The 13,460-nt window shown below is 51.2% G+C and carries 9 protein-coding genes and 1 riboswitch; of the genes, 2 read left to right on the top strand and 7 right to left on the bottom strand.

The genetic code is table 11. From position 1 onward, the window contains the following. Positions 1–549: 549 nt before the first annotated feature. The gene (locus DACE_RS13915) at positions 550–2,574 is read right to left on the bottom strand and encodes a ribonucleoside triphosphate reductase (protein WP_006002237.1); all 2,025 of its coding nucleotides are present in this window, start codon (positions 2,572–2,574) and stop codon (positions 550–552) included. A 148-nt stretch (positions 2,575–2,722) separates the two neighbouring features. Further along, a riboswitch (cobalamin riboswitch) is annotated at positions 2,723–2,918 on the bottom strand. Positions 2,919–3,380: 462 nt separating this feature from the next. Between DACE_RS13915 and DACE_RS17545 the strand changes: the two genes are divergently transcribed. After that, positions 3,381–5,666: a methyl-accepting chemotaxis protein gene (locus tag DACE_RS17545; RefSeq protein WP_006002235.1), complete on the top strand. Its 2,286-nt coding sequence runs from the start codon at positions 3,381–3,383 to the stop codon at positions 5,664–5,666. 67 nt (positions 5,667–5,733) lie between these two features. Here the strand turns inward: DACE_RS17545 and DACE_RS13900 are convergent, their stop codons facing one another. The 3 genes from DACE_RS13900 to DACE_RS13890 all read right to left on the bottom strand — a co-directional run bounded on the left by DACE_RS13900 (position 5,734) and on the right by DACE_RS13890 (position 10,728). Then, on the bottom strand, positions 5,734–8,067 hold the full coding sequence (locus DACE_RS13900; protein WP_006002233.1) for a S8 family peptidase: 2,334 nt from the start codon (positions 8,065–8,067) through the stop codon (positions 5,734–5,736). Positions 8,068–8,086: 19 nt separating this feature from the next. Then, a complete protein-coding gene (locus DACE_RS13895; RefSeq protein ID WP_006002231.1) occupies positions 8,087–9,073 on the bottom strand; it encodes an AAA family ATPase in 987 nt (328 codons plus the stop codon). Between the two features lie 242 nt (positions 9,074–9,315). Continuing rightward, positions 9,316–10,728: an esterase/lipase family protein gene (locus DACE_RS13890; protein WP_006002229.1), complete on the bottom strand. Its 1,413-nt coding sequence runs from the start codon at positions 10,726–10,728 to the stop codon at positions 9,316–9,318. Between the two features lie 791 nt (positions 10,729–11,519). On the opposite strand from DACE_RS13890, the gene DACE_RS18225 reads away from it, so the two are divergent. After that, the gene (locus DACE_RS18225) at positions 11,520–11,759 is read left to right on the top strand and encodes a hypothetical protein (RefSeq protein ID WP_040367537.1); all 240 of its coding nucleotides are present in this window, start codon (positions 11,520–11,522) and stop codon (positions 11,757–11,759) included. Positions 11,760–11,774: 15 nt separating this feature from the next. Here DACE_RS18225 and DACE_RS13880 read toward each other — a convergent pair whose 3' ends face one another. From DACE_RS13880 to DACE_RS13870, 3 genes are read right to left on the bottom strand one after another with little or no spacing between them, the layout of a single operon-like run. Further along, complete coding sequence (locus DACE_RS13880; protein WP_006002228.1) at positions 11,775–12,224, bottom strand: RDD family protein; 450 nt, start codon at positions 12,222–12,224, stop codon at positions 11,775–11,777. Continuing rightward, a complete protein-coding gene (locus DACE_RS13875; RefSeq protein WP_006002226.1) occupies positions 12,221–12,892 on the bottom strand; it encodes a cytochrome c oxidase assembly factor Coa1 family protein in 672 nt (223 codons plus the stop codon). The genes DACE_RS13880 and DACE_RS13875 overlap by 4 nt, the downstream gene beginning before the upstream one ends. 18 nt (positions 12,893–12,910) lie before the next feature. Beyond that, entirely contained in the window at positions 12,911–13,408 is a 498-nt protein-coding gene (locus DACE_RS13870) for a lysozyme inhibitor LprI family protein (protein WP_006002224.1), read from the bottom strand. Positions 13,409–13,460 lie beyond the last annotated feature (52 nt).

Raw genomic sequence — 13,460 nt, 5'->3', positions numbered from 1 at the left:
CTTCTCCTGAACCTGGATTCACCGACACTGAGTCGATTTCCGTGATGCTTTGCTTATCCGGCTCGCCGCCCTTTAGGTCGACGAATCGTGCGACTCATCATCCTTGGCGTAAAACCGTGATAACGCTCTTTCGTCTTTCTTTATCTCTGGTGTGGCACCGATCTAACGGGCGGGACGGTGCCCGCCCTACGCCTGTGGGTTATTTTGCACCCCAGCCCTCCAGCTTAGCACCGAGGGAACCCGTAGGGCGCATTGGGGTTGTTATTGATCAGGTGAACGAGAGGTGTTGCTTGAAATTTTTTGCGTCAGCAAGGCAGAGGGAGGAGCCATAGTGATTCTATGGCGACGACCGATAACGCTGCTGACGTGAAAAAGATCTGCAACAACTTCGTGAAGTCTGATTGATGACAGCCCCTTGGGAGTCGATTTTGCGCCACTTTTGTCGACGCAAAATGTGGCCCGACGTGTGGGCGCGGAAGCCCACGTCACGTGCGTACCAACATCGCGAACGGATGTCGTTGCATTGACGCCCTTCCCTCAACAGACAATTTAACTGTTCGCTTGCGCTAACTCCTCATCACACAGCGGACAAAACGGATGCTCTCCAGCCAGATAGCCGTGTTTCGGGCAGATGGAGAATGTCGGCGTAATGGTCAAATAGGGGATGCGGTAATTTTCCAGCACCCGTCTGACCAGCTTTCGGCAGGCTTCGGGGCTACCGATAGGCTCGCCCATGTACATGTGAAACACGGTGCCGCCGGTGTATTTGCGTTGCAGGGTTTCCTGCAGCTCCAGCGCTTCGAACGGATCATCGCTGAAGCCGACCGGCAGTTGCGATGAGTTGGTGTAAAACGGCGCATCGGTTGTTCCGGCCTGGATCATATCCGGGAAACGCTTTTTATCCTCGCGGGCAAAGCGGTAGGTAGTGCCTTCTGCTGGCGTGGCTTCGAGGTTGTACATGTGGCCGGTCTGTTCCTGATATTCCACCATGCGTTGCCGCACGTGATCCATAAAACGGATGGCAAACAGCTGGCCCTGTTCGCTGGTGATGTTGTCCTGATCATCTGTGAAGTTGCGGATCATCTCGTTAAGACCATTGACACCGATGGTGGAGAAATGGTTGCGCAGGGTGCCGAGATACCGTCGCGTGTAGGGGAACAGGCCCTGATCCATCTGACGCTGAATGGTTTTGCGTTTGACTTCCAGGCTGGTGCGCGCCAATTCAAGAAGTTCGTCAAGACGGGCGAGCAATCCGGCCTCATCCCCGGCAAACTGATAACCAAGACGGGCGCAGTTGATGGTGACCACACCGATGGAACCGGTCTGCTCGGCGGAACCGAACAGACCATTGCCGCGTTTGAGCAGTTCGCGCAAGTCGAGCTGTAAGCGGCAGCACATGGAGCGCACCATGTTGGGTTGCAGCTCCGAATTGAGGAAATTCTGGAAATACGGCAGGCCGTACTTGGCGGTCATGCTGAACAGCCGCTCGGCGTTTTCGCTCTCCCACGGAAAATCCGGCGTCATGTTGTAGGTGGGGATGGGAAAGGTGAACACCCGCCCCTTGTCATCGCCATTGGTCATCACCTCAATGTAGGCGCGGTTGATCAGATCCATCTCGTCCTGCAATTCACCGTAGGTAAACGGCATCTCCTCGCCACCGATCACCGGCACCTGGGTTTTCAGATCATCCGGGCAGGTCCAGTCAAAGGTCAGGTTGGTGAACGGGGTCTGCGTGCCCCAGCGCGACGGCACGTTGAGGTTGAAGATCAACTCCTGCATCTGCTGTTTGACCTCGTCGTAACTCAGGTTGTCCTTGCGCACGAACGCGGCCAGATAGGTATCAAACGAGCTGAACGCCTGGGCTCCGGCCCATTCGTTCTGCAACGTACCGAGAAAGTTGACGATCTGACCGATGACGCTGGACAGGTGGCGTGGCGGAGCCGCTTCCACCTTGCCCGGCACACCGTTAAAGCCTTCCTGCAACAGCATCCGCAGCGACCAACCGGCGCAGTAGCCGGACAGCATATCGAGATCGTGAACATGCAGACTGCCGTCACGGTGCGCCTCGCCCAGTTCCGGGGCATAGACGTGGTTCAGCCAGTAGTTGGCCGTGACTTTGCCGGAGATATTGAGGATCAGCCCGCCGAGCGAATAGCCCTGATTGGCGTTGGCATTGACCCGCCAGTCCGACTGATCAAGATATTCATTGATCGACGACGCCACATCGACCACGGTTTTCTGGTCCTGACGCAGTTTCTGATGCTGCTCACGATAGACCACATAGGCACGCAGCGTGGCAAAATGGTTGGCGGAGATCAGCGTCTGCTCGACCACATCCTGAATCTGTTCAACCTTGGGAGCCTGAAACGGAAAACGGTGGCGCAACACCTTAAGGGTCTGCTGGGTGAGCAGAGCGGCTTCACTCTCATCGAATTCACCGGTCACTTTACCGGCACGGGCAATAGCAAAGCGAATTCGTTCGCTGTCAAACGGCACACTGGTGCCATCGCGTTTCACGACTTTGGCGGGTAATACGACACTGGCAAGCTGGTGGGCGTGTTCGGTCTCTGGCATCGACTGCTCCTTCATCAGGTTAAACCGCGGCACAGGAGACAGTCTGCACCGGAAACACAAAAAAGTCCGCAGGGGCCAAAGCTCCCTGCGGACTTCGCGTATTTAAAATCCGGATGCATGCGTCACTCTCCCTTTACCACGAGGAATCATTGAGTGTTGGGATCAGGCAGGTCTTCTGGCTTACGCTTCATCCTTCAGGCGCCTTCCCGGTCGAAACCAGTGGCATGGAGCCTGTTGTCCACGTTTACAGCGGCGGGTCCGCGGGGGAGTTGCACCCCTCTTCCCTATCAAGCCTCACGAGACATTTAAGCTCCCGTTGGGCACCGTGATCCAATATGACGTCCACATTTCAATGTGGATATTTTTGGTTATCTTTATCCGAAATTGTGGTGAGTGTCAAGCGGATTCACAACATATTGTGGTTTTTGATACGACAGCACTGATTGATCACACTCTCATCTCTCCGTTCTCATGTCACGGATCTTGGCCAAAGCCAGACAAGCTCTTTCTGTTGCCACCCTTGTCGCCATTAACCATCCACAATGAGCCAACCAGCGCAAACATTAGCGTTTTTTTCTGGCTAATTTCCACCCAATGCCATCCAAAATTCGCCCACAAATTTAGCAGGATTGTCCAACAAAGCGGCACACATTTATACACCGCGGAGCATTACCCTAACTAAGTTGTTGATTTATATTAAAAATAGACACTGGCACGACTTCTGCTTTTCAAAACGGTTGGCTGCCACCCGTCGATAGCCTTTTCAGCGTGCATTGACGCACGTCTTCATATCGTGGAGGATATTTATGAAGTTCGGAACAAAGTTGTTTCTTGCCTTTTTCCTTGCCGGATTGACCCCGTTTGCCATCCTGGCCATTGTGTATCTAAACAGCGCCACCGATTCACTTTCCCAATCCGCCTTTCACCATCTGGAAAGTGTTCGCGATGCCAAACGCGCTTCAGTTGAGCGTTACTTTGAGACGGTTTCCAACCAGATGCTCTCGTTTGCTGAAGACCACATGGTGGTCGAAGCCATGGGCCAGTTCAAAGACGCGGCAGCCAACTTCATTGCCGACAATGACTACTCCGCTGATGACATCACGGCCATGCGCGGCAAATTGAGCACCTATTACCGCAACGAGTTCGCCACGGAATACCGCCAGCGCAACGACGGCAAAGCGGCTGAGGTCAACCGCCCCCTGTCGATGCTTGATGACGACTCCATCGCGCTGCAATATCACTACATTCGCGCCAACCAGAACCCGCTCGGTTCCAAAGAGCAGCTCGACCGCGCCGCTGACAACTCACGGTACAGCACCCTGCACGAGAACTTTCACCCGGTCATTCGCAACTTTTTACAGCGCTTCGGATATTACGACATCTTCCTCGTCGATTCCAAAACCGGCGACATTGTTTACTCGGTGTTTAAAGAGCTTGACTACAGCACCTCACTGATCGACGGCCCTTACGCCAACACCAACTTTGGCGAAGCGTTCCGCCGCGCCAATGCCGCCACCAGCAAAGACAGCGTTGTGCTGGTCGACTACAAACGCTACTTTCCGTCGTACAACGATCCGGCCGGATTTGTCGCCTGCCCGATCTTTGATGGCGACACCAAGATCGGTGTGGCCATGTTTCAGTTTCCCATCGATGTGCTCAACGCCATCATGACCGAGCGCTCCGGCCTCGGCGAAACCGGTGAATCCTATCTGGTGGGCAGCGACTTGCTGATGCGCTCCGATTCGTACCTCGATCCGACTCATCACACAGTACGCGCCGCTTTTGCTGACCCGCAAAACGGCAAGGTCGATACCGACGCCGCCCATGCGGCGCTGACCGGCGCCACCGACAGCAAGATTATTATCGACTACAACGGCAACCCGGTGCTGTCCGCCTACACCTCGGTCAAGGTTGGCGATACCACCTGGGCGCTCCTCTCCGAGATCGACGTCGCCGAAGCCTTTGCCGAGATCACCCGCCTCAAATGGCTGGTGTCGGTTCTGGCCATGATCTGTATTGGTGGCATCATTGCCGGAGCCTTGCTGCTGGCCCGCTCCACCACACGACCGATCCGCAAAGCCGTTGCCATGCTCACCGACCTCGAGCACGGCAACCTCGACAGCCGCATGCACCTGACCCGCCGTGACGAACTGGGCCAGATGGGCGACGCCATGGACGCCTTTGCCGACAACCTGCAACACGAGATCCTCACCGCCTTTGAAAAACTAGCCGCCGGAGATTTCACCTTTGAAGCCACCGGCCTGATCAAGCAGCCGCTGGCCAAAGCGAATTCCAGCATGACCCAAGTGCTTGAGCAGGTGCGCTCCACCAGTGAGCAGATCTCCTCCGGCAGCTCACAGGTTGCCGCCAGCAGCCAGACCTTGTCGCAAGGGGCCACCGAGCAAGCCAGCTCTCTCGAAGAGATCGCCTCCTCCATGACCGAGATCGGCGCTCAGGTGCGTCACAATGCCGATAATGCCCATCAGGCCAGCGTACTCGCCGGTGAAACCAAAACCGCCGCCGAACAGGGCAACACCAGCATGTCCGAGATGATCAGCGCCATGGACGATATCAACGAGTCCAGCGCCAACATCTCCAAGATCATCAAGGTCATTGACGAGATTGCTTTCCAGACCAACCTGCTGGCCCTCAATGCCGCCGTCGAGGCCGCCCGCGCCGGACAGCATGGCAAAGGCTTTGCCGTCGTCGCCGAAGAGGTGCGTAACCTCGCCGCCCGCAGCGCCAAGGCCGCTCAAGAAACCACCGAGATGATCGAAAACTCCGTAGGCAAAGCGCAAAGCGGCAGCCGCATCGCCGCCGAAACCGCCGACGCTCTCAATGAGATCATGCAGCGCGTCACCAAGGTCACGGATCTGGCCGATGAAATCGCCCAGGCATCCAACGAACAGACCGACGGTGTCAGCCAGATTTCCCAGGGACTGGATCAGATTGATCAGGTCACCCAGCTCAATACGGTCAGTGCTGAAGAGAGTGCCGCCGCTGCCGAGCAACTCTCGTCACAGGCAGATCAACTGCATACCATGTTGTCACGCTTCAAGTTGAGCCAGACAACGAAGATGATTGCCCGTTAGTGAAACAACAAAGCCCGCATCGAGTTCGATGCGGGCTACTTTTTAATTTTACAAGCTACGTTAGAAGTTACACTATGGCCCGAGCACGAGTTTGAACACGAGATTGCAATGCATCACGAGCCTGAACATAAAGCTCAGCCTCAGCATTCTCTCTATCTGCCAAGGTAATCGCTAAGGAATATGGCTCTTGTGCGTCTCGTTCAAGGGACCAAGGACTGTCCTGACGCGTAACGACTACAAATATTTTATTACCGTTGGATAAAGGCTGTATAAATTTCCAGCGAGAGACTTGTAATGTGCCTGTCTTGCGCGTATCGTTTGGCAACCAGCGATTATTACTACGTTCCCCCATCCCTTCTTCACGGTTACGTCTAAAAGCCCGAGTAACTTCTTCAAGGCTAGAAGCTGCAACTAACGTGAACCACAATTTTGAACTGCGATAATCAAGACGAGTTGTTCGTACTACAGGGCTATATGCCAATGCCACAGTAATTTCTCTCTCACGCCGTCCCCGGCTCCAAAAACTTTCTGGCATCGGCAATTCAAAGAAATGATGCCGATCATTATCAATATGTTCTTCAGCCAGAAGAGTGACTGTGTCGTTCAGTGAGCGGTATAGCGCTGTCTCATCAACTTGGCCATAACCAATCAAACGTAACAACTTATCTCTCCCTACAGAATTATCTCTTGGATTGATCAAATCCACACAGGGCTGAGGCCAACGCGCGTGTGCCCCAAGAAGAGCACGTAATAAATTAGGATTAGCATTCGGCACCTCGGCTAGCAACTTTGCCGCTTTATGAGCAACTTGGGGTGCAGCATAGCTAGTACCAATATCTTCGGCAAAAGGTACACCAGTTGCGAAACCACCATTAAGAGAAACAATTCCCAACCCAGAATATCGTACACGGCCTCCATCACGCATTAAGGCAAGATTACCAGCATGTTCGATTACATCAGGCTTAATTGCGTTATTCACAGAAGGGCCACAACGCGTCAATGGAAAAGGCTGCCCACTTCTAGCAAATACATAATCTTCAATAGTATTAGGATACCTTTGGGTCTCACGAGTAGCTTCGAATGTACTTAATCCGCCAACAGTTAATGCATTGAGCGCTGTAGCAGGATCCAACAACCGTACCTCATCACTAAAGAGATAGTCTGGATAAGTGTCAATGGGATTCTCCGGAAGGTCTTGCAATGACAAGTTTCCAGTCGGAACAACAAATAAAACACCAAGTTCACGCGTTAGCCGATCTAGAGTATAAGCTAATCCACGAACATGTCGACCATCATATACTTTGTTGAGGTCTCCATAGCTTAGGTTAAAAACTCGGCAGCCATACTGCTCATAAATGTCCAGAACAGCAGTCTCAACAGCTTTCTCGACAAACTCGGTTTGATCGTGACCATCGTCTTCAAACACCTTGCCAGAGAATAAACGTAGCTGTGGAACAAATTCGCCTTGTTGAATACGTGTGTGGATATCGCCATACAAGGCCAAACCACCAACAAAAGTTCCATGCCAGTCTGGAGCCGTGTCATCAGGACTACGCTGAGGCTCAAGATAACCCTGCACATCACCCACAGCCTCCCCTAGCAACGTATGCCCAGGCGTTAGTCCTGAATCAAGTACAGCGATTGAAGGAACACCATCAGGAGGAGGATTAATTGGAGGAAACTGGTTAACATCAGTAGAAATCAAGCCAATAGAAACCCCGAGTCGTGGAGGCAGGTCAACAGTGCGTACATCCCTGTAGCGTAATAGCTGATTAACCTGCTCATGGTTGCAGCGTATTCGGACCATTAAAAGTGACGGCTGAATAATTATATCAAGCTGCTCAGCCCCCAAATCCCGCAGCCATCTAGAAAATGCTGCAATCAGCTCTTCACGTTTATCTTGACGCTCTTGAGGCCACAGCTCAACATCGAGCATGAAGAGATCATTATTCGGTAGACCCTCGTTACGAAGAGCTACCCCTCTGCGATCTTCAGCAGTCCAGTTGTCGAAATCTTCAATAGCATACAACAACTCCTTACGTGTAACGACACCATCTCGCGCTAAGGTAGAGAGACGGCTTTCGAACTGGTTAAGTCCTTCTTCGGTTGTAAAAACGAGGACAACAGCCTCATCCTCTTGACTAACTATTTCAACTCCAGGAATAGCTTCAAAGTTAGGAACACTTTTATCTCCCGAATGAAGCCGTAGCTTGAGCAACTTCCGGTTGTCGAAGCCATCCAAATCAGTCGTTAATTCCCGCTGTCGGACCTGACTAAACCGCCTTCCAAGTGTAGTACCATACGCTTTTGGATCATCGGGGCGATAACCACCCCTATATTGTCGAGGATGTCTTTCAGTTAACGGATTTTCTCGATCAAACCGCAAGTGTTCATAGTCCATTCCCCCCCTCCATTACATTTCAACTATTACGATGATATTCACGAGCCAAAGCCATATCAAGATGCTTTTTTTCAAGAAACTCTCGATTGGCTAGAATCATTTCTTTAATAGATCTCCGAAGTACTCGTTCAATGTCAGCGTGTGACATTCCCTTAAATAAAGAGCTAATTTTATTATCGTCAGCTTCAAAGTTGCGCCTCACCCCAGAAAGTTTCAGTGTTAGTAAGCGCTTGATTTGCTCAAGGTTAGGCATTTCAAAGTTAACAACTTCATCAAAACGCCGCCAAACAGCTTTATCGAGCAATGATTCGTAGTTAGTTGTTGCTATCAAAATACTTTCACCACGGTAACTATCCATCATTTGCAATACTGCATTGACAGAACGTTTCAACTCACCATGGTCGGCACTGTCTCCACGATCTTTAGTCAAAGCATCAAACTCATCGAAAAGAACTACTACTGGTTGTGCAGAAATATAATCAAAAACTTTACGCAAATTTGAAGCTGTTTCACCTAGAAATGAGGATATAACGGAATCAAGCCGGACTAAAACAAGAGGCATAGAGAGACTATGAGCAATTACTTCAGCCGCCAAAGTCTTTCCACAACCGGGAGGGCCACAAAATAAAAGTTTTTGAGCAGGTTGCAGACCATAGGATCGCAATACATCCCCCCGGGTATGCTCAATTAGAATTTCATCAAGGGCTGATTGAGCAGTATCCGACAAAATCAAATCTTTATCTTCTCGAACTACAGCTCGCTCTTCAAGCAGAGGCAGTCCATTGTCCTTATTAAGGGGAGATGAAGAGATTGAACTCAGGTTTTTCCCCTTATTGACAAGTTTTGATTGGTCACCATAAAGTAGCCGTTCAAGATCATTAGCAAGTAAATGGTGATTTTTGTGGCGCTCTTCCTTAATAACAGCTTCAGATGCTGCGCGGAAAGCATCTGAGTCACCCTTTACTCCCGACTTGATCAACTGTCTAAGCATTTTCCCGCTGGCCATATTAATATCCTCGCTAAATTATTTTTTTCCCGATAGAACCAACCGATTCCGCTTAAGGGGAAATTTACTTTTTCGAAGCCTTCTGTGCCCATAAATTCAGCCCGTGTAAAAATAAGTGAAGCGATAGAGCTTACGAGCAATTTTTCAATGAATCATCCTCCCTATAATAGACCAAGCTAGAAGTCTTCTTCAATGTATTAGGAGAATAGTACGGAAGCGGCATTTTCTCTTAATATTTAAACTCATAAGTCCTTTATCTCCCCACCATCAGCCTTCACACCTTTAAAACTCCCCCGTTTCTCATCCCCACGCGCAAAACGGAACACATTCTTATCCACACAACGCTTGAGGGTGATATCCACATAGGTCGTCTGATTGGGTGCGACAATATCGGTCAGTGACACGCCATCAGAGCGGAACTCGGCCCACTGGTAATAGGAAAAGCCCTTTTGCGGACGGGCGATGACGCGGATACCAAACTGACTATCTTTGATTTGGTGAAATTGATCGACATCGATGTAAAACACCAGGTTGCTGGTTTTGCCGTTCATCTGGCGATCACGCAGAAAGCTTTTCGGCATGATGTTAGGCTGATAGCTTTTGCCGCCGAGCAGCAGGATGTCGTAATCGTCTTTGCTGAAGGTGTTGCCCTGATCGTCTTTAATGCGGAATACCAGCATGGCGTAGCGGTCACAGTCTCTTTGCTGACAGGCTTCGGTTTGCATCGTTTCAGTCAGGGCGTTCAGCTCTTCCGCACGCTGTTGATAGCCATCGGCTGACTCGATTTGCAGGCATTTGAGGATATCGGCGACAACGGGCTGCGCTGCGCCTTTATCTTGTTTGATGCTGCGCATGATGCCCATATCTTTACCGGAATGGCTGTATTGATTGTAGACTCCCAGCGGCACGGCGGGCGATGTGCGGACCGGATGCTTTTTGTCATAGGCCAACCGGGTGGTGTATGGGCTTTTTCTCAACACCTCGTCGCTCTGGCACACTGAGAAGAAGCGGTAATTCATATTGGCCCCGGCGACACGGACGACGCCATCGCTGCCGGGCTCGGTCAGGTAGTTATTGATAAAGTCGTAAAACTTGCGGTCAATGCCCTGCCCGGTAAGAACGAAGGGATAAATATTGTGCGCGGCATAGTCGTAGTGCAGGCCGCTTTCGTTGAGGCGGCGTTGTCGTTCACTGCCAAGGCACAACCAGTCAAGCACGCGCTGCCCCGGTTCAACACCTTTAAACCAGGCATCAATGCGGCCGACACGTTGCTTGCCGAGGATCGCCAGCGAGGAGCCATGATTGGCCGGTGCCAGCATCACCAGATGGCACAGTGGTGTGGCACTGAGCTTTTCCGGGCCATAAAAGCGATTGAGCCAGTAACGCACCACCGGGCCGCCGGTGGAATGGGTAATACACGAGAAGGGTTGAATCTGATCGGCATTGTCGGGCAGGTCGTGCAGGGCTTGGTGCAGGCCACGGGCAATATCGTCGAGGGTGACTTCGTCGTGAAAGCTGACGTATTTACCGAGATAGATGTGGTGCAGATCAAGTGACAGGTCGTAATCGGCTGAGGCGGCTTGCAGCGCCTCAGGCAGTTGGCCGTAGGTGTCAGTATTAGTGACACTCCAACCATGAACAAAGATCAAGCGCATGATAGTGACTCCCAGGAACATTGCATGACAATTCATTCATAATATGACGCTCACTATCGGCTCCCGGTCTAATTTTGTCAAGAAAAAGTATTAATCTGTTAACACTATTCATCTTGGACAACCTTGTCGGTTCACGTTCCCTGCTACGCACATGACGTGGGCTTTCGCGCTGCTGAACGGGAGGGCTGGGCTGCTAAATTACACTCTGCCGCAAGGGTGGGCACCGTCCCACCCGTTTGATCGGTGCCACGAAAGAAATAGAGAAAGACACAAGATCGTTATCAAGGTTTTACCCCAGCATTGATGAGTCGCATGATTTGCCGAGCTAAAGGGAGGCAAGCCGAACCTGTAAAGTAAAACGGAAACAGATTCATTGTCGGTGAGTCCAGGTTCAGGAGGTGTTCAAGCTGGCTTTTGCATACTTTTGAGCGGCCAGTCAAAAGTATGTCGGCTGCCGGGACGAGACCCGGCGGTCTTGACTTTGATCTTGATCTTCAGTGGTTCGTAATTCGAAGCTGATCGCGCTGACGTTTATCACGTTCGGTGCTGCTGAACGGGAGAGCTGGGCTGCTCAATAACACACCACTGAAGGGCGGGCACCGTCCCGTCCGTTTGATCGGTGCCACGAAAGAAATAGAGAAAGACACAAGATTGTTATCAACGTTTTACGCCAAAGCTGATGAGTTGCACGATTCGTCGACCTAAAGGGCGGCGAGCCGGATCTGCAAAGCATAACGGAAACAGACTCATTGTCGGTTGATCTGAGGGCCAGGAGGTATTCAGGCTGGTTTTTGCATACTTTTGAGCGGCCAGTCAAAAGGATGTCGGCTGCCGGAACGAAACCCGGCGACCTTGACCTTGACCTTGACCTTGACTTTGCTCTTGCTCTTGCTCTTGCTCTTGCTCTTGCTCTTGCTCTTGCTCTTGCTCTTGCTCTTGCAGTAGTACGCATAATACGAACAATTGGAGCACAAAACTTCAACGTACGTTTATTTTTTCACCAGATTCACCATCCCAAGGCTAAAAAGTAAACGATCATTGGATTTTCATTCTTCAAATCTCACCGGCTCTTTACCCAATTCGCGAACAACCACTGAACCCGCCATTTTATCGTGAAACCCTTGCTTGCGCCGGTCAACACCAACCCAGATATAACCCAGCATCATCGGCAGAGCAGACACAACATAGCCAATGTTACGCAAAACAGACTGCCCCACAGTCAGCGCTCCACCCGTTTGGGCATCAACGACATTGAGCCGAAAGGCCATCTTGCCCGGCGTACCGCGATAGCGACGCCAGAACCAGATTGTCGCCAGCAAAGGAAACACATAACTGATCATCACTTGCCAAAAGCCGTGAATCATCTGTTGGTCACGCCAGTAGTCCTGGCCATAGATGATGGTCAATGGAATCCCCGTCACAATGGACAGGATCAGCATATCAATCAGGGTTGCAACACTGCGCACCCAAAAACCGGCATATTCCCGTTCCATCATCCCCCCACCTTGTTGTGCTGAATAAGGGATTCTTCCTGCGGAATGTCAACGTTCTCGCCATCGACAATCAGGATTATCCGCCGCTGCAAGGCTTCAGAGTACACCCCAAGCTCTATCAGCTTCCACACGCCCAACTCCTTGACGGCATAGACATAGGCCGTTGCTTCACCTTTGGGACCACTGACCGAGTAGCCAAGTGAAGCCTGCCCACCAGCGGTGCTGACGGAAATATTTCCGGAAACAAAAAAGCCCGCCTCAACAGGCTCACCCAACAGTTTGATCACGCGTTGATTGTGCTGAAGCTGTGCCAGCGACATCGTGTAGGCATCGCTGCTTTTCATGCCCATGGAGATGGAAAGAATCAACGCCGGCAAGCCCACGCACACGAGGAGGAGTCCGGCAAGCCCCCAACGCTTCTGGCTTTTTTTGAAATGCTCGACGCTGCGCCACGTCCGGTTTTGCCACGCCCATTTATTGCCTTTGGCGCCCAGAACAAACGGCATGGCAAAATTGACAATGGGCACAAACATCAGCAAGGCAATAAAGGTGCTGTTGCCGATGCCCCAGATCCAGTTGAGAAAAAAAGCCCCCCAGTTCCACCCTTTGATTTCAGGTGGAAGTGTGCTGTTTTTCCCCTGGCCGGAATTGTTTTCAATTGTAAAGTCCATTGGCTCTCCTGCTGTTGTCTAATCGTTTGAACAGAACTCCAGCCATTTTTTAAGCTGCAACGCACGTTGTTTCACAATGTCCTGGGTCAGTTCTTCAGCATCACCAGCTCTCATCAATAAAAACATTGTCCCAGAACGTGTGGAATATTTCTGATTGAGCAGCAGGGTGTTGAAATCAATGCTCAGGTCCCGCTCTTTGAGCCAGGCTCGCTGCGATTGTTTCAACGCCTCCTGGCCTTGTTTATCCAGTGTGTTGTAAAGCGCATGATAGTAATCGTTCAGCTCCCGATCCCAGAGTTCAGAACCGATAAAGCAGGGAATACCACGGGTCCCTCCGTAGGAGTTATCCAGACAGGTTTGGGTATATTCGCCATAGAATTTTTCAAAATCACTGACCGTTGCGAAGTCGCGCAACGCAGGGAACGCATCGACTTTCTTATAGTCAAAGGCCTGGGCAGACACGCTGTGGAGAACAAGATAAAGACAGGCAATGGCAATTGATATAATGATTCTCATACGAAACTCCCTGCAGTTGTTTTCTGTTCTGTGTTGTAGCCCACCGCATTTC

Source organism: Desulfuromonas acetoxidans DSM 684 (genome assembly GCF_000167355.1).
GTDB classification, from domain to species: Bacteria; Desulfobacterota; Desulfuromonadia; order Desulfuromonadales; family Desulfuromonadaceae; genus Desulfuromonas; species Desulfuromonas acetoxidans.
Note: the sequence above shows the minus strand (reverse complement) of the source record. Positions and strands in the feature narration are given on the sequence as shown.

Excerpts from the sequence above, each read along its gene's own strand:
- DACE_RS13900 (WP_006002233.1), bottom strand. The coding sequence starts at position 8,067 with ATGGACTATGAACACTTGCGGTTTGATCGAGAAAATCCGTTAACTGAA.
- DACE_RS13875 (WP_006002226.1), bottom strand. The coding sequence starts at position 12,892 with ATGGACTTTACAATTGAAAACAATTCCGGCCAGGGGAAAAACAGCACA.
- DACE_RS13880 (WP_006002228.1), bottom strand. The coding sequence starts at position 12,224 with ATGATGGAACGGGAATATGCCGGTTTTTGGGTGCGCAGTGTTGCAACC.
- DACE_RS13890 (WP_006002229.1), bottom strand. The coding sequence starts at position 10,728 with ATGCGCTTGATCTTTGTTCATGGTTGGAGTGTCACTAATACTGACACC.
- DACE_RS13870 (WP_006002224.1), bottom strand. The coding sequence starts at position 13,408 with ATGAGAATCATTATATCAATTGCCATTGCCTGTCTTTATCTTGTTCTC.
- DACE_RS13895 (WP_006002231.1), bottom strand. The coding sequence starts at position 9,073 with ATGGCCAGCGGGAAAATGCTTAGACAGTTGATCAAGTCGGGAGTAAAG.
- DACE_RS13915 (WP_006002237.1), bottom strand. The coding sequence starts at position 2,574 with ATGCCAGAGACCGAACACGCCCACCAGCTTGCCAGTGTCGTATTACCC.
- DACE_RS17545 (WP_006002235.1), top strand. The coding sequence starts at position 3,381 with ATGAAGTTCGGAACAAAGTTGTTTCTTGCCTTTTTCCTTGCCGGATTG.